General features: G+C 67.9%; 14 protein-coding genes. 5 read left to right on the top strand and 9 right to left on the bottom strand.

Annotated features, from left to right (window positions below; all coding sequences use genetic code 11):
- Positions 1-150 precede the first annotated feature (150 nt).
- The 6 genes from murJ to DFW101_RS05635 all read right to left on the bottom strand — a co-directional run bounded on the left by murJ (position 151) and on the right by DFW101_RS05635 (position 7,988).
- Complete coding sequence (gene murJ / locus DFW101_RS05660) at positions 151-1,695, bottom strand: murein biosynthesis integral membrane protein MurJ (RefSeq protein WP_009180555.1); 1,545 nt, start codon at positions 1,693-1,695, stop codon at positions 151-153.
- A gap of 213 nt (positions 1,696-1,908) precedes the next feature.
- On the bottom strand, positions 1,909-2,778 hold the full coding sequence (mutM, locus tag DFW101_RS05655; RefSeq protein ID WP_009180554.1) for a bifunctional DNA-formamidopyrimidine glycosylase/DNA-(apurinic or apyrimidinic site) lyase: 870 nt from the start codon (positions 2,776-2,778) through the stop codon (positions 1,909-1,911).
- 2 nt (positions 2,779-2,780) lie between these two features.
- Positions 2,781-4,076, bottom strand: a complete 1,296-nt coding sequence (locus DFW101_RS05650) for a ChaN family lipoprotein (protein ID WP_009180553.1) — start codon at positions 4,074-4,076, stop codon at positions 2,781-2,783.
- Positions 4,067-5,332 (bottom strand): phenylacetate--CoA ligase family protein, encoded by a 1,266-nt coding sequence (locus DFW101_RS05645; RefSeq protein WP_009107783.1) that lies wholly within the window; start codon positions 5,330-5,332, stop codon positions 4,067-4,069. The genes DFW101_RS05650 and DFW101_RS05645 overlap by 10 nt, the downstream gene beginning before the upstream one ends.
- Before the next feature lie 56 nt (positions 5,333-5,388).
- Positions 5,389-7,038 carry an ATP-binding protein gene (locus DFW101_RS05640; RefSeq protein WP_009180552.1) on the bottom strand — a complete coding sequence of 550 codons (1,650 nt, stop codon included), beginning with the start codon at positions 7,036-7,038 and terminating at the stop codon, positions 5,389-5,391.
- Positions 7,039-7,070: 32 nt separating this feature from the next.
- Complete coding sequence (locus DFW101_RS05635; RefSeq protein ID WP_009180551.1) at positions 7,071-7,988, bottom strand: tRNA (adenine-N1)-methyltransferase; 918 nt, start codon at positions 7,986-7,988, stop codon at positions 7,071-7,073.
- A 20-nt stretch (positions 7,989-8,008) separates the two neighbouring features.
- Here DFW101_RS05635 and DFW101_RS05630 point away from each other — a divergent pair, with 20 nt between their 5' ends.
- The 5 genes from DFW101_RS05630 (at position 8,009) to DFW101_RS05610 (ending at position 12,541) form a co-directional block, all read left to right on the top strand.
- Positions 8,009-9,061 (top strand): radical SAM protein, encoded by a 1,053-nt coding sequence (locus tag DFW101_RS05630; protein ID WP_009180550.1) that lies wholly within the window; start codon positions 8,009-8,011, stop codon positions 9,059-9,061.
- Between the two features lie 56 nt (positions 9,062-9,117).
- Positions 9,118-10,578 (top strand): Rne/Rng family ribonuclease, encoded by a 1,461-nt coding sequence (locus DFW101_RS05625; RefSeq protein ID WP_009180549.1) that lies wholly within the window; start codon positions 9,118-9,120, stop codon positions 10,576-10,578.
- Between the two features lie 4 nt (positions 10,579-10,582).
- A complete protein-coding gene (locus DFW101_RS05620) occupies positions 10,583-11,146 on the top strand; it encodes an epoxyqueuosine reductase QueH (protein ID WP_009180548.1) in 564 nt (187 codons plus the stop codon).
- A gap of 102 nt (positions 11,147-11,248) precedes the next feature.
- Positions 11,249-12,193 (top strand): adenosylcobinamide-phosphate synthase CbiB, encoded by a 945-nt coding sequence (gene cbiB / locus DFW101_RS05615; protein ID WP_009180547.1) that lies wholly within the window; start codon positions 11,249-11,251, stop codon positions 12,191-12,193.
- Positions 12,194-12,334: 141 nt separating this feature from the next.
- Complete coding sequence (locus tag DFW101_RS05610; protein ID WP_009107794.1) at positions 12,335-12,541, top strand: cold shock domain-containing protein; 207 nt, start codon at positions 12,335-12,337, stop codon at positions 12,539-12,541.
- 172 nt (positions 12,542-12,713) lie between these two features.
- Here DFW101_RS05610 and proC read toward each other — a convergent pair whose 3' ends face one another.
- From proC to DFW101_RS05595, 3 genes are all read right to left on the bottom strand, one after another.
- Complete coding sequence (gene proC, locus DFW101_RS05605; protein ID WP_009180546.1) at positions 12,714-13,514, bottom strand: pyrroline-5-carboxylate reductase; 801 nt, start codon at positions 13,512-13,514, stop codon at positions 12,714-12,716.
- A gap of 4 nt (positions 13,515-13,518) precedes the next feature.
- The gene (gene ndk, locus DFW101_RS05600) at positions 13,519-13,935 is read right to left on the bottom strand and encodes a nucleoside-diphosphate kinase (RefSeq protein ID WP_009180545.1); all 417 of its coding nucleotides are present in this window, start codon (positions 13,933-13,935) and stop codon (positions 13,519-13,521) included.
- 126 nt (positions 13,936-14,061) lie between these two features.
- The gene (locus DFW101_RS05595) at positions 14,062-15,288 is read right to left on the bottom strand and encodes a DUF190 domain-containing protein (RefSeq protein WP_009180544.1); all 1,227 of its coding nucleotides are present in this window, start codon (positions 15,286-15,288) and stop codon (positions 14,062-14,064) included.
- Positions 15,289-15,410 lie beyond the last annotated feature (122 nt).

The following is a 15,410-nucleotide window of genomic DNA, read 5'->3' as shown; positions in this document are numbered from 1 at the left end:
CGCCGGTCCTGTCGCGGCTGCCGGGGCGGACGGCCGGGGCCGCCGCGGTCCTGGCCGCTTCCGAACGCGTGGGCGGTATAGGCAGACCTTGGAAAAGGATAGCCGATGCCCGCCTGCCTGCGCAAGGGCGGACCGCCAAAACAATTCCGGTCAGGCCTGCCCCTTGCGCCGTCGCAGCCGGCGGCAGACGAAGTCCGTCAGCATCCGGGCCTCCTCGACCCGAAAGAGGGAGGCCAGGGCCATGTAGGCCACGGCCCACACCGCGATGCCGGCCAGGGCCGGGTAAGGATGGCCGGCCGTGGCATAGGCGCCGATGCCGACGCCAAGGCTCAGGATCGCGCCCCAGAGGGTGGTGCGGCCGGGCGCGAACCACGAGCCGCCGAGCTTCTTGCGCAGAACGAAGCCAAGGACCAGGACGTTGAACCAGGAGGAGATGGAGGTGGCCAGGGCCAGTCCCACATGGGCCGTGGACCCCATGAGGGCCAGGCCCGCGACGACGTAGACCATCAGGCAGGCGGCCGCGGTCACGGCCGGGGTGCGGGTGTCGGAGAGGGCGAAGTAGGCGGCGTAGAGCGGCCGCACGCAGGCGAAGGCCGGCAGCCCCGCGCCGTAGGCCACGAGGGCCCCGGCCGTGGCCGCAATGGCGTCGGCCCCGAAGGCCCCCCGGCCGAAAAGGACCCGCACCATGGGGTCGGCCAGGGCGATGAGCCCGGCCGTGGCCGGCAGGCAGATGAAAAGGGTCAGGCGCAGGGAGGCGTTGAGCGTATCGGTGAATTCGCCGGTCTTGCCCGAGGCGGCGAGCTTGGCCAGACCCGGCAGGGCCACCGTGCCGACGGCCACCCCGAAGACGCCGAGGGGAAACTGGACCAGCCGGTCGGCGTAGTAGAGGTAGGAGATGCTGCCGGTCGGCAGGTAGGAGGCGAGGAGCGTGCCGATGACGATGTTGAGCTGGTAGACGGCCGCTCCAAAGGCCGTCGGCACCATGAGCTTGCCCATCCGGGCCACGCCCTTGTCCCGAAGCGACCAGGGCCCGCGCCAGGTGAAGCCGAATTTGCGCATCTGCGGCTGCTGCATGAGCACCTGGCCAAAGCCGCCGACGACCACGGCCCAGGCCAGGGTGTGGGCCACGTCGAGGTGAAAGAGCCAGGCCACGCCCGCGCCGATGATGATGATGGTGTTGAGCTCGGAGGTGGCCAGGGCCGGGGCCAGGAAATGCCCGTAGGAATTGAGCACGCCCATGCACAAGGCGACGACCGAGATCTCGATGATGTAGGGGAAGACGATGCGCGTCAGTTCCACCGTCAGTTCGAAAAGTTTGGGGTCATCCGCGAACCCGGGCGTGATGAGCAATGTCAGCGGCCGGGCGAAAACGATGGCGAGCGTCGTCAGCACGCCCAGAATCATGAGCAGCCAGACCAGGGCCGCGCGCGGCATGGCAAAGGCCCGCTCATCGCCCTCTTCTTCCCGCAGCCTGGAAAAAACCGGCACAAAGGCCATGGTCATGGAGCCCTCGGCGAAAAGCCGGCGCATCATGTTCGGCAGGCGGTAGGCCACGTAAAAGGCGTCGGCCGCGATGCCGGTGCCAAGGACGTAGGCCAGGATCATGTCCCGGAAAAAACCGAGGAGCCTTGAGAGCAAGGTCGCGCCCCCGACAATGGAGGCGTCCTTGGCGATCTGTCTCACATGCTGCGACATAGGTGTGGTCTGTGGGAATGTGGGGAGGGAACCCCCTTTTTGAAAACAGGGTCCCTCCCCACACCCCTCCCTCCCCTAAAAACTTTCAATGGGTATCGTTGAATATTGTCGTCATGGCGGCCCCATGCAGGGCCGACCGCAAAGTCGATATTGGCTTGGTCCCCGGACGCGGGAGCCGGCCGGAGCGATCCCGCCCGGACCTGCCCCTTTTCCTTACTTTTGGCAATGGGGGCAAAAGGTGGAGGTGCGGCCGGCCACCTTGGCCGCAACAAGGACCGCCCGGCAGCCCGGACACGGCTCGCCGGCCTTGCCGTAGACCGTGAACTGGTGCTGGAAGCCGCCTTCGACCCCGTCCGGGGTCCGGTAGTCGCGGATGGTGCTGCCGCCGGCCGCGATGGCCCGCCCGATGACGGCCTGGACGGCGGCCAGGAGCTTTTGCCGCTGTCCGGCGGAAAGGGATTTGGCCGGCGTGTCCGGCCGGATGCCGGCGGCAAAGAGGGACTCGTCGGCGTAGATGTTGCCGATGCCGGCCATGACCGTCTGGTCGAGGAGGACCGCTTTTATCCGGGTGGTGCGCCGGGAGAGGGCGGCCTCGAAGGCCTCCGGCGTCATGTCCCAGGGCTCGGGGCCGAGGGTGGCGTAAAAGGGCCAGTCGGAAAGCGCCTGGGGCGTGAGGAGGCGGGCCGTGCCGAAGCGGCGCATGTCGGAAAAAACCAGGGACTGGCCGTCGTCCAGGCGCACGAGCAGCCGGGCGTAGGCCGGCGGCGGGGCGTCGGTGGGGGCGATGTGGAAGCGGCCGGTCATCTTCAAGTGAAAGGCGAAAAGGAGCGTGTCTTCGTCGAGGTCCGGAGCCCCGGGGAGGGAGCCGGGGGCAGGGGCGGGGCCGAGGTGGACGAGCAGGAGCTTGGCCCGGCGGGAGACGGCGGTGACGGTGCGGCCGGCCGCGGCCCTGGCCCAGGCGGCCCGGGTTTTGGGCGCGGCCAGGACCTTGCGGTCCGGGGCCTCGATGCCGACGACCACGCGGCCGACGAGCCCTGGAGCCAGGGCCCGGGCAATGGTTTCCACCTCGGGCAGTTCGGGCATGGCTACTTCTTCGAGGTCGCGGGCATGGCCAGAGGGATGGAGAGCGTCAGGGTCTCACCGGCCCGGAAGACGGTCAGAGCGAGCGGCGTTCCCGCCTGGGCCGCCTCCACGGCCGCGGTGTGGAGCACGCCGAGGCTCGACGCCGCGTGGCTGCCGGCGGCGGTGACCGCGTCCCCGGCCAGGAGGCCGGCGGCGGCGGCCGGAGAGCCGGGGGCCACGGCCGTGACCAGGAGCGCCTGGGCCGGCTGGCCCGGCGCCGGGGCCTCGTGGGACAGGGTCATGCCGAGCCGGCTTTTGTGGACGGCCGGACAGGCGTAAAAGGTTCCGGCCTGGGCCGGATCCGGGTTTTCGCCGCCGCGCCAGGGCATGACGGTCTCGACCCGGGCCTTGGGATCAAAGACGGCCAGACGGCGGGCGATGCCGAAACCCCGCTCCACATGGCCGCCGCCGGCGATGACCACCACCGGCCGGCCGGTCCGGGCCCGGGCGAGGAAGGCCCGGGCGGCCATCTGCGTGTCCCACAGCGACTGGACGGCCAGGAAATCGGCCAGCCGGTCGCGGTCGGCCGGAGCCTTGGCCGCCTTTTCGAGCATGGCCGCATGCTGGGCGAACAGTTCCCGCAGCTCCTCGACCTGGGCCGGGGCCGGCGGCAGGATGGCGCCCGGAAGCGCGGCCCGTTCGGTGGGCGTGAGCCCTTCGAGGCCGACGCGGCCGACCTTCCGGGCCAGGCCGGACGGCGCGTTCAGGGCGAAGACCGGCAGGCCGTACTCCCGGGCGGTCTCGAAAATGGGCGCGTAGAGCGCGAAATCATAGCCCCAGGTCTTTTTCCAGGACAGGGCGTGGGGCAGGTCGGCGACCGAAAGCTTGCCGGCGTTGAACGCGTCGAGCACATCCTGGTAATCGGCGGGCACCATCTCGAAGCCGACGGCCGGACGCACGCCGGCGGCGACCAGGCGGCGCAGGACCCCGGCCTGGGCCAGATGGTCGCAGGGGTTGGGATGCTCCTCGCCAAGGAGGATGTAGTCGGCCCGGGCCAGGCCCGAGGCAAAGGCCGCGGCCGCGACCGGCCCGCCGGCCGGGGCGAGCAAGGCTTCCGGCGAGATCCGGGGGGCCGCCATGGCGGCCGGATCGGCCGTCTGGCGCGGGGCGCAGCCACCAAGGCCGGCAACGAGGCTTCCGGCCAGGAACAAACCGGCCAGGACGCGGGGAAGTCCCGCGCCCTGGCCGGTCCAGGGGGGTCGGGGGGGATGATTCCCCCCGGCCGCCGGAGGCATCTTCCCGTCTTCCGCTAATCCCACTTGCGCTTGTCCTCGATGGGACGGATCTGGGGCGGCAGGGTGCCGGGGGCGACCACGGTCAGGCCCGGACGCAGCTTGATCTTCTCCCGGAACTTGTGGAGCAGGTCTTCCTCCCGCTTGAAGTTCGAGGCCTCGACGATGAGGTTCATCTCGTCGATGCCGCCCGGGTTGGTGACCTCGATCTGCCACCGTTTGATCTCTTCGAACCGGGTGATGACCTGCTCGACCTGGTGCGGGTAGACGAACATGCCCTTGATGCGGGCGGTGGTGTCGACCCGGCCGACGATGGACCCAAGGCGCGGCGAGGTCCGGCCGCAGGGGCAGGGGGCGCGCTCGATGTAGGACAGGTCGCCGGTGGCAAGGCGGATCAACGGATAGGTCTTGTTAAAGGCCGTGACCACGATCTCGCCGACTTCCCCGTCCTTGAGCGGAATGCCCGTGTCCGGGTGGCAGATTTCCACAAAGGCCCGGTTGGCGATGTGCAGCCCGGTCTTGTGGAAACACTCGTAGCCCACGCATCCGACATCGGCCGTGCCGTAGCCCTGGCGCATGATGATGTCGAATTTCTTTTCGAGGTTGGTCCGAAGCTTTTCGGAAAACTTCTCGCCCGTGACAAAGGCCACTTCCATGTACAGGTCTTTGCGCAGGTTAAGCCCCATCTCCTCGCCCTTCTGGGCCAGGTGCATGAGGTAGCTCGGGGTGCCGACGTAGCCCGTGGCCCGCAGCTTCTGCATGATTTCGAGCTGGGTGGCCGAGTTGCCGGGGCCGGCCGGAACCACGGCGCAGCCGAGGTTTTTGAGCGGCTCCTCGAACATGAGGCCGGCCGGGGTCAGGTGGTAGTTGAAGGTCACCTGCACGAGGTCGCCGGAGCGGAAGCCGCAGGCATAGAAGCCTTCGGTCCAACCCCAGTAGTCTTCCTCGCGGTCTTCGGGATCGAAGATGGGGCCGGGGGACAGGAAGATGCGGCGCAATTCGCCCATGTCCTTGGTGAGAAGCCCTCCCAGGCGCGGACCCATGGACTGCAGAAAGATGAGTTCCTTCTTTTTGAGAATGGGTATGTGCTTGAGGTCCGAGAGGGTCTTGAACTTCGAGGCCTGGAACTGTGCGCGGTCAAAGCGTTTCTTGACGTCCTCGGAATACCGGTAGGCGTAGGACAGCAGATCCTTGATCTGGATCTGGTAATACTGCCGGCGTTCGGATTCGTCGAGCACTTCCCGGCGGGAGTAGATGCCCTCGGTGCGGTCCTTACGGGTCATGACGGGTCTCCTTTGGAGGCGAAATCCCGTGGCGGGAAAAAGAGAGGCCTTATAGCCTAGGCCGGCAGGGATTTCAAGTCGCTTGTCAGCCGGCGTCCCGTCAGGGCGCGTTCGAGAACATGCAGGAGCACCTGGCGGGTGACGGGCTTGGTGATGTAGTCGGTCATGCCGGAGGCCAGCCCGAGTTTGCGGTCCTCGACCGTGGCAAAGGCGGTCAGCCCCACGATGGGGATGTCCGGCGCCACGCAGGGGATGTCGCCGGCCCGGATGCGGGCGGTGGTTTCCAGGCCGCAGATGCCCGGCATCTGGATATCCATGAGCACAAGGTCCACGGGCTGGGTCCGGAGGATCTCCAGGAGCTTTTCCCCGGAATCGGCCAGGATCGGGAGATAGCCCCGGTCTTCCAGGATGCGCCGCACGAGCAGCTGGCTGACGGGCTCGTCCTCGGCGTAGGCAACGACCGCTCCCTGGCAGGCATAGGGCGTGCCCCCCCCGGAGGGGGCGGTGTCCGGGCGGGACAGGACGTCGCCGTGGCGGAAGACGGCTGTGAAGGAAAAAGCGCTTCCCTGGCCCTGGACGCTTTCAAGGCGCATGGCCCCACCCATTTTTTCCACGATCTCCTTGGAGATGGAAAGGCCAAGCCCGGTTTTGGCGTAGCGTTTGTTGAGGAAATCCTCGCCAATGGCGAACCGTTCGAAAATGTGGCCATGCTTGTCCGGGGGAATGCCGACGCCGGTATCGCGCACGCAAAAGCGCAGGGTGGAGGCGTTTTGCCGTGGCGGGCAATTCCCGAGGGAGACGTGGACCGAGACGGCGCCTTTCTCCGTGAATTTGATGGCGTTGCCGATGATGTTGAGGAGGATCTGGCGCAGCCTGGCCAGGTCGCCCACCAGGACATCGGGCACCTCGTCGTCGATGGCCGCCGTGAAGGCCAGGCCGCGGCGGGTGGCGTCCTCGGCGCAGGCGGTCAGCAGCCCGGACAGTCCCTGGCGCAGCCGAAACGGGACTTCGGCCAGCTCCAGGCGGCCCATGGAGATATTGGTCAGTTCCAAGAGGTCGTTGACCACGCCGAGCAGCTGGTTGGACGCCTCCATGGCCAGCTCCAGGAACTGGCGCTGCCGCGAGGCCAGCTCCCCCTGGAGCAGGAGGCTCAGCATGCCCATGATGCCGTTTAAGGGCGTGCGCAGTTCATGGCTCATGTTGGCCAGGAAGATCTCCTTGGCCGCGCCGGCCCGGACGGCCATGCCGGCAAAGGAGGAAAACTCCTCGCAAAATTTTTTGAGCAGGGTGTGCTTGTCGGCGGGCACGCAGGGAATGAGCGTCAGGGCGGCGTCGGCGGCGACCGAGCGGCCGGCAAGCGCTTCCCGATCGTCGGGGCACATGAAATAGGGGCCAAGGGTCAGGAGGCCCGTCCCGTCGTCGCCAAGGGGCAGGGCGAAGCGGCGCACGGTCAGCCCCAGGGGGCAGACGGCCGACGGCGCCGTGCCGTCGAGGGGAATGGCGTCCGGGTCGGCCAGTATGGGGCAGGGGCCGTATTCGGGAAACTCGCGGTGCAGGATGTCATGCGCCTCGCGCCCCGGATCCGGCCAGAGGGGCGCGTCAGCGGCGGCCGAGACGGAAACCGGGATGCCAAGCAGCGACGTCAGCGGGTCGAGAAGTCGCTTGAAGGTCTGGGGCAGTTCCGTGCGCGGCGCATTGAGGGGCATGGTAGGTTTCTTAGACGCTGGCCCCGCCGAGGTCAATCGGATTGGCCGGAATTCGGAGAAGACTCTTCCTCCGGGGCCGGGGTGTCGCCGCAGGGCTGGTCCAGCAGGTCCAGGTCCGGGGCCGGGGGCAGGGGGGCCGGCCGGGTGTAGGCGGCCAGGCCCCCGTGGCGGGCGAAGACCAGAAAGCCGGTGTGGGCCACCATCCGGTCCTCGGGCCGTAGCCGCTCGGGCACGGGCTTGTAGCGGCGCACCAGGATTTCCAGGACTTCCACGTCCTCGAACGGGGACTCTTCCATGGCCGCCAGCAGCTCGCTGATCTGGTTGACCGTGGGCAGGAGAAAGCCGACCGGGGCCCCCGGGCGCACGACCCGGGCCGCGCTTTCGAGGTAATCCCAGGGGGTGCGGACATCCAGAAACAGGGCGTCGGCGTCCGAGGGATCGCGCAGCGGGTCGCCGGCCACGTACTCCTCGGGGTAAAAACCCGTGGCGATGTCATGGTTGAACCGGCTGACCTGATCCAAAAGCCCGACCGCCTCTAGGTTTTCGCCGGACAGGGCGAAAAATTCCGGCCGGCGCTCGAAGGTGTAGACCCGGCCCGTCGCGCCCACGTGCCAGGCCAGGGCCAGGGTCAGGCCGCCCGAGCCGCTGCCGGCCTCGATGACCCGCACGCCCGGGCCGATGCCCAATTTGAGCAGGACATACCCGATCTCCTTGGGGTACATGATCTGGGTCGAGCGTTTGACGCCCTTGACCAGGTCGTAGGTGGAGGGGCGCAGGATCCGGAACAGGTGGCCGAGGTGGGTGGTGACCGCACCGCCGCAACCGGCCTGCTCCACATCCGCGAAGCGAATCATGCCTTCGTGCGTGTGCAGGACCATATCCGGCTCGAAACGCCGCAGATATCGCTTGCCCTTGGGAGAGACCAGAAGTATCAAATCGCCCTGTTTCACATGGCACCCCGGTTTGCTCGATGCGTCGACGGCCCTTGAGCACGGAGGGGGCGGACCTGTCAAGTAGACGCGACAAGGAGGATCGCGCCACGGACTCCACACGCCACGTTTTCGGCCCGGTGGCATCGGGCCGCCTCGGTCTGTCGCTGGGTCTTGACCTGCTTGGCGCCAGGATTTGCACGTTTGACTGCCTCTATTGCGAGGCGGGCGTGACCGAGGCCCTGACCACGGCCCGCAAACCGTATGTACCGGCCCGGCGCATCCTTGGCGAACTGGCGGACTGGAAAGCGGCCGGACACGGCCTTCCGGACGCGGTCACCCTCGGCGGCCTCGGCGAACCGTGCCTCAACACCGACTGCGGCGAGATCATCGCCGGAGCCAGGGAACTTTTCCCCAACGTCCCGGTGGCGGTGCTCACCAATTCGAGCCTGCTGTCCGATCCGGACGTCCGGTCGGCCCTTTCCGGGGCCGACATCGTGCTGCCCTCCATGGACACATTGGTCGCGGCCGAGTACCAACGCCTGAACCGGCCCCACCAAACCCTCGGCCTGGACGCCATCCGCCAGGGACTGCTCGATTTTCGGGGCGGTTTCGCCGGATCGATCTTTCTCGAAATCCTCCTTGTGGCCGGACAAAACGACTCCGCGGAAAATCTGGGGCTGTTGCGGGAATTTTGCCGCGAACTCGCGCCCACCCGCGTGGATGTCGTCACCCTGTCCCGGCCCGGCGCCTATCCCGGGGCCAAGGCCGTCGCCGGCGACGTCCTGGCCCGTTTTCGGGAGGCTCTCGGCGCCGCCCGGCCCGGGCCTTGGGCCCCCAGCGGCGACGGCCACGGTCCGGCCGGCCTTTTGGGAGACGGCGCCGCCCGGGCTCCGCGCGACCCCGGGCTCACGGATGCAGACCTCGCGGCCCGTATCGCCGCATCCGTAGCCCGCCGTCCGCAGACGGCGGCGGGACTGGCCACGGCCCTTGGCCAGCCGGCCCCGCGCATCCAATCGGCCCTTGACGCCCTTCTGCGGACCGGTGCGGTCCGGCGGGAGCGGTCGGGCCAGGACATTTTTTATTCCGGGTGACCGGAAAACAAATTTCGCCCCGGGACCCGGTCCCGGAGTCAGGGAGCTTTATGACGATGACCAGAGGCAAGAAGCGCAAGCAGAAGATGTTTATAAGCGTGCTGCCCGGAGAGCAGGTCGAGGTGGCCGTGGCCGAGGACGGCCTGCTGCTGGAATACTACGTGGAGATGGTCCACCAGGCCAAGACGCGCGGCCATATCTACAAGGGCAAGATCCACAACATCGATCCCGCCCTGCAGGCCGCCTTCATCAACTACGGGGCGGAACGCAACGGCTTTTTGCAGATCGACGAGGTCCATCCGGAATACTACCAGATCGTCCACGGCGGCGACCGCCGGCCCAAATATCCGCCCATCCAGAAGGCGCTCAAGAAAAACCAGGAACTCCTCGTCCAGGTGGTCAAGGAGCCGACCGGGCACAAGGGCGCGTTCCTGACCACCTACCTGTCCCTGCCGGGCCGCTATTTCGTCCTGACCCCGGGCCGGGAGCAGCGGGGCGTGTCGCGAAAGATCGAGGACGAGGCCGAGCGCAAGCGCCTCAAGGAAGCCATCGCCGGGCTCAAGCTCGAAGAGGGGCTTGGCATCATCGTGCGCACCGCCGCCCTGTCCCAGTCCAAGACGTCCCTTGAGCGCGACCTGTCGTATTTAAAGCGCCTGTGGAAGGACGTGCGCCAGCGCGGCACCACGGCCGAGACGCCAAGCCTCATCTACCAGGAACTCGACCTGTCCTCCCGGGCCGTGCGGGATTATCTGACCGACGACGTGGGCGAGATCTGGGTGGACGAGCCCGAGACCGCCGGCCGGGTGGCGGAAATGGCCACGCTCGTCTATCCGCGTCGTCCCGGCATCGTCAAACAGCACACCGACATGGACACGCCCTTGTGGGACCGGTTCAACCTGCGCAAGCAGATCGAGCAGCTCTATGGCCGCGAGGTCACCCTGCCAAGCGGCGGCGTCCTGGCCTTTGACCATACCGAGGCCCTGACCGCCGTGGACATCAACTCCGGCAAGATCGGCGGGGAATCGAATTTCCGCGAGATGGCGCTCAAGACCAACGTGGAGGCGGCCGAGGAAGTGGCGAGGCAGCTGCGCCTTCGCGACATCGGCGGCCAGGTGGTCATCGATTTCATCGAGATGAAGGACCGCAAGCACGTGGCCGAGGTGGAAAAGACCCTGCGCGCCGCCTTCAAAAACGACCGGGCCCGCACCGACGTCGGCCGCGTCTCCCGTTTCGGGCTCCTGGAGATCGTGCGCCAGCGCCTCGGGTCCTCGGCCCTCTCCATCACTTCCGAAACCTGTCCCCACTGCCGGGGATCGGGACAGCGCCGCAACCACGAGTGGCAGGCGCTCACCGTGCTCAAGGATATCTACCGCCAGATGCGCAAGGACTCCGGCCTGGAGTGCGTCACGGCCAAGGTGTCCGAAGAGCTGGCCCTCTATCTCCTCAACTCCAAGCGGGCGCGGCTGTCGGCCCTGGAAGAGGAGTTCAAGAAGAAGATCGTCATCACCGCCTTGTAACGCCATGGCTGCCCGGGTCCTGCTCCATATCTGCTGCGGGCCCTGCGCCCTGGCTCCGGTGTTGCGCTTGAAGGAGGCCGGTTGGCTCGTGACCGGCCTCTTTTACAATCCCAACATCCAGCCGGCGGCCGAGTACCTGCGCCGCCGCGACGCCCTGGCCGCAGCCGCGGCCCGGCTGGAGATGGAAGTCCTGTACGACGACTACGAGCCCCTCCCGCACCTGCGGCGGTCCCTGGCCGACCCGCAGGGCCGGTGCGGCCCGTGCACGGACGAGCGTCTGGGCCGGACGGCGGCCACGGCCCGAACGCTTGGCTGCGACGCCTTTACGACGACGCTCCTCTACAGCCGGTACCAGGACCACGCGGGCATCAAGGCCCAGGGCGAGGCCCGGGCCGAGGCCACGGGCCTGCCGTTTCTGTATGAGGACTTCCGGGTCTTGTGGGACGAGGGCGTGGCCCTGTCCAAGGCATGGGGCCTCTACCGCCAGCCGTACTGCGGCTGTGTCCTCAGCGAACTGGACCGCTACGCCAAAAAGCTCGGCCGCCCGCCGGCTGTCCCGCCCCGGTAGCGGCGGACCGCCGGACAGTCGGGTTGCCTTCTCCGTCCCCGGACAGCCGGCGTCTCCGGCCGCCACTTCGCGACCAAACCCTGCATCCATTCCGGGAACCGCATGGACACCACCGTGCTTCTGATTCTGGCCGTGCTCTTGGATCTGGTCTTCGGCGATCCGCTGTGGCTGCCCCATCCGGTGCGGTGGCAGGGCGCGGCCTATGCCGGCCTGGACGTCCTGGCCGATCGCCTGGGCCGGCGCACCCGGCCGTTCGGCGCGGCCTGCGTCGTGGCCGTGGCCTCCACGAGTGTCGGCGTCGTTTGGCTGGCCACCCGTCTGCCGGCCGTGGGCGGGCTTGTGGGGCTCTATTTCGCCTACGCCGGCCTGGCCCTGGGCGGGCTGTTGCGCGAGGGCCGGCGGGCGGCCCGGCTGCTCGAAGCCGGGGACGTCGCAGCGGCCAGGCCGGTCGTGGCCGGGCTGGTCAGCCGCGATGTCGCGGCCGAGAACGCCGCCGGTCTGTGGCGGGCTGTGGCCGAGTCCGTGGCCGAGAACGCCAACGACGCCTTCGTGGCTCCGCTCTTCTGGTTGGCCGTTGGCGGGCCGGCCGGCCTATGGGCGTACAAGGCCGTCAGCACCGCCGACTCCATGTGGGGCTACCGCACCCCCCGCCACGGCCGGCTCGGCTGGTTCGGGGCCCGGGCCGACGACGTCCTGGCCTTTGTGCCGGCCCGGCTGACGGCCCTTGGCCTGTGGCTGGCCGCCCGGCTGCTCCGGATGGAGGCAGGCGGCACCTTTGGGGCCATGGCCCGGGACGCCCGGAAAAGCGCCAGCCCCAATGCCGGCTGGCCCATGGCCGCCGCCGCCTGGCTTTGCAACGCCGGCATGGGCGGTCCCACGGTCTACGGTGGCGTACTGGTGGACAAGCCGGCCCTGGGTCCCGTCGGCCGGCCCTGGAATGCAAAACGGTTCGCGGCGCTTGACAGGCTGGTCCTTGTTGCAGGGATTATGGTTGCCATAATAATGATGGCGGTATGCAATCTGGCGCCTTTCCTGTGGCCGTTGTGACGGTTGCGGCCGTGGCGGTTGTTGCACGGCCGGCCCGGCCAGGCAATGGTCAGTCCGGCGATGCGAATATGATTTTTCGTTGACGCATTCAAGGTCGAAATGCTACCTGATAAAGTACGATTTTTTCAGGAGGGCAGACGTATGGGCTTTGAAGGCACGGTCAAATGGTTCAGCGACAAGAAGGGCTACGGTTTCATCATGCGCGAGGGCCAGGATGACGTTTTTGTCCATTATTCGTCCATCGAGGGCGAGGGCTTCCGCACCTTGCGCGAAGGGGAAATCGTCAATTTCGAAATTATCGACGGCGAACGGGGGCCCAAGGCCACCAATGTGGTCAAACCGGCCTAGTGCCGCGCCGGCAAGAAAAGTCCCTGCCTGAGGTTTTCAGGCAGGGACTTTTTTGATGGCCGAGTCCGGACCGATCCGGGGAACGGCCGGCTGGGCTCGGGAACGGACGAAAGGACGCGTACGCCATTGTTGCGCCAGCAGGCTACGACCGCATTGGGCCAGGAAAAGGTCCTTACGCGCCAAGCGCCTTGGAACGGTCCCGCGAGGCGGCCACGGCGTCGATGACCGAGGCCCGCACGGCCTGCCGGTCCAGGTGCATGAGGGCTTCGATGGTGGTGCCGGCCGGCGAGGTCACCATCTCGCGAAGGATGCTCGGATGGATGCCGGACTGGGCCGCCAGCTTGGCCGTGCCCTCGATCAGCCCCGAAACGATGTCCGTGGCCGCCTCCCGGGGAAAGCCCATGAGGACGCCGGATTCGATCAGGGCCTCCATGAAGTAGAGCACGTAGGCCGGGCCCGAACCGGCCAGGCCCGTGAAGGCGTCGAAGTGCTTTTCCTCCAGGACGTAGGTCCGGCCGAGGCGGGCGAAGAGTTCCCGGACAAAGGCCTTTTTCTCCGCCGGCAGGGCCGGGTCGTCCAGGCACAGGGCGAACTGGCCCGCCCCGACCAGGGCCGGGGTGTTGGGCATGACCCGGACCACCGGATTGTTCTCGCCGGCAAGGGCCCGCAGCCGGGTCATGGTCACGCCGGCAACGATGGACAGGACCACCGTCTCCGGCCGCAGGTGCGGGGCCAGGGCGTCCATGGCCGCCTCGAGGTACTGCGGCTTGACGCAAAGAATGACGTAATCGCTCTGTCTGCCCAGAAGTTCGGGCGTTTCGGCCCGTGTGGCCAGACCGTCCCCGGCCAGGGCCTCGACCTTGGCCGCGTCCACATCGTAGGCCACGGCCGACACGCCGGTAACGCCGGCCAGGCCCTTGATGATGGCCGTGCCCATGTTCCCCGCGCCGAGAAATCCGATGACCGCGGCCATGGCCCTAACCCACCATTTCCAGTTTGCTGAAGAAGTAGGAGGTCTCGAAGGCGGCGGTTTCCGGGGCGTCGGAGCCGTGGACGGAGTTCTTCTCGATGTCCAGGGCGTGGATCTTGCGGATGGTGCCTTCCTCGGCATTGGCCGGGTTGGTCGCGCCCATGAGCTTGCGGTAGCGGGCGATGGCGTCGTCGCCTTCCAGGATGGAGACGACCACCGGGCCGGAGATCATGAAGTCCACGAGGCTGCCGAAAAACGGACGTTCCTTGTGCACGGCGTAAAAGCCCTCGGCCTCGGCCTTGGAAAGCTGGATCATCTTCATGGCCACGACCTTGAGGCCGGCGTCCTGGATCATTTTGAGGATGGCTCCGGCCAGGTTGCGGGAAACGGCGTCGGGTTTGATGATGGAAAGGGTGCGTTCCATGGGGTTGCTCCTTGTGTGGTGTTGTAGGGGGGCTGTGCCCGGGGCGTCGCCGCCAGGGCCAGGCCACGGCCCGGCGTGCCGGGGCTTACCCCGAAACGGCCGCCATGGCAAAGGGAAAAGGCCACACTAGCCGCCGGCGATGACCCGCAGCAGCGACTCCCGGTCCACCATGCCCAGAAGCTTCCCCTCGTCGTCCACCACCACCAGCCGCTTGGCCCGGGTGGTCAGCATCCGTTGCAGGACGTCCATGAGCGGCGTGTCCTCGGAGACGGTGTAGACGTTTGCCTGCATGACCTCGGAAGCCCGGCCCATGGGGCAGGCCGCTTCCTCGCGGCCAAACGAGAACAGGGCCTTTAAAAGCCCGGGCTTGCGCTCCGGGCCGCACCGGCCGAGGAGATCGCCGTCAAGGACGATGCCGCGCACCTTCCGGTCCGCGTCGATGACCACCACCCGCCTAAGCGGCGAGGCCACGAGCCTGGCCACCACCTCCGGCAGGGGCGTGTCCGGGGCGGCCGTCGGCACGTCGGTGAACATGACGTCCCGGGCCTGCTGGAAAAGCCCGGCCGTGAAACGGGGCAGGGCCTCGGCCGCCGGGGCCAAGTCCGAAGCCGAGCGCAGGATGTCGGCCCGGCTGACGATGCCGATCAGTTCCCCGGCCTCGTCCACCACGGGCAGCCGCTTGAGCCCCTTTCGCGACATGACCTGGGCCGCCTCGCGAAGCCCGGCCCGCTCGCCGATGGTCACGGCCGGCGAAGTCATGACGTCCCGGGCCGTCAGGCCCGCCATCCGGGCCCGTTCGCCGGCCCGGACATCGTCGGGCAGGATGTTTTGCAGGGAAAGCCGGGTGTCCATGCCGCCGCGCGCGAGCAGATCCCCGCCCGTGACCACGCCGGCCACCTTGCCGTTTTCGCCGATGACCGGCACGGCTTTGACTCCCCGGGCGAGCAGCAGGTCCACGACCTTGGGCAAAGGATCGGTCGGGGACACCGAGGCCACGTCCACGGCCATGACGTCGCGCACCCGGACCGGACAGTGGAAATGGGCGGACAGGCGTTGGCGGGTGATGAGCCCGCCGTTGGTCACGGCCTGGATGCGGGGGAGCAGGGCCTCGACGCGTTCGGGCCGGTCCACGATCTCGACCATCATGGGCAGGTCTTCGGACAGGCGCAGAATCTTGGCCGTGTGGAGCAGGCTCCCGGCCCCGAACCCGAGCACCCCGCGAAGGACCGTGGCCCCGGCCGCGCCGTGCCGCCTGGCCGCTTCGACCACGACCTCGTAGACGGGCCGGCCGTCGGTGCGGTCGGATTCACCGCAATAGACGCGCAGGACCTCGACCTCGGTAAATTCCGCCATGGCGTTCTCCCTGGAGCCGGGAGCCGGAAGGGTGGTGCCCGTTCCGGACGCTCCCGCGGAGGGGGACTCCCTCCGGCCCCCTGTGGCGGGGGCGGTTTTGTCGGTGCTGGGTGCCGCCGGGC

It is taken from the genome of Solidesulfovibrio carbinoliphilus subsp. oakridgensis (genome assembly GCF_000177215.2).
GTDB classification, from domain to species: domain Bacteria; phylum Desulfobacterota; class Desulfovibrionia; order Desulfovibrionales; family Desulfovibrionaceae; genus Solidesulfovibrio; species Solidesulfovibrio carbinoliphilus.
Note: the sequence above shows the minus strand (reverse complement) of the source record. Positions and strands in the feature narration are given on the sequence as shown.

What these genes read in the sequence shown, in the direction of transcription:
- murJ (WP_009180555.1), bottom strand. Translation starts at nt 1,695, where the DNA reads ATGTCGCAGCATGTGAGACAGATCGCCAAGGACGCCTCCATTGTCGGG.
- mutM (WP_009180554.1), bottom strand. Translation starts at nt 2,778, where the DNA reads ATGCCCGAACTGCCCGAGGTGGAAACCATTGCCCGGGCCCTGGCTCCA.
- DFW101_RS05645 (WP_009107783.1), bottom strand. Translation starts at nt 5,332, where the DNA reads ATGACCCGTAAGGACCGCACCGAGGGCATCTACTCCCGCCGGGAAGTG.
- DFW101_RS05640 (WP_009180552.1), bottom strand. Translation starts at nt 7,038, where the DNA reads ATGCCCCTCAATGCGCCGCGCACGGAACTGCCCCAGACCTTCAAGCGA.
- DFW101_RS05630 (WP_009180550.1), top strand. Translation starts at nt 8,009, where the DNA reads ATGCGTCGACGGCCCTTGAGCACGGAGGGGGCGGACCTGTCAAGTAGA.
- DFW101_RS05625 (WP_009180549.1), top strand. Translation starts at nt 9,118, where the DNA reads ATGACCAGAGGCAAGAAGCGCAAGCAGAAGATGTTTATAAGCGTGCTG.
- DFW101_RS05620 (WP_009180548.1), top strand. Translation starts at nt 10,583, where the DNA reads ATGGCTGCCCGGGTCCTGCTCCATATCTGCTGCGGGCCCTGCGCCCTG.
- cbiB (WP_009180547.1), top strand. Translation starts at nt 11,249, where the DNA reads ATGGACACCACCGTGCTTCTGATTCTGGCCGTGCTCTTGGATCTGGTC.
- DFW101_RS05610 (WP_009107794.1), top strand. Translation starts at nt 12,335, where the DNA reads ATGGGCTTTGAAGGCACGGTCAAATGGTTCAGCGACAAGAAGGGCTAC.
- proC (WP_009180546.1), bottom strand. Translation starts at nt 13,514, where the DNA reads ATGGCCGCGGTCATCGGATTTCTCGGCGCGGGGAACATGGGCACGGCC.
- ndk (WP_009180545.1), bottom strand. Translation starts at nt 13,935, where the DNA reads ATGGAACGCACCCTTTCCATCATCAAACCCGACGCCGTTTCCCGCAAC.
- DFW101_RS05595 (WP_009180544.1), bottom strand. Translation starts at nt 15,288, where the DNA reads ATGGCGGAATTTACCGAGGTCGAGGTCCTGCGCGTCTATTGCGGTGAA.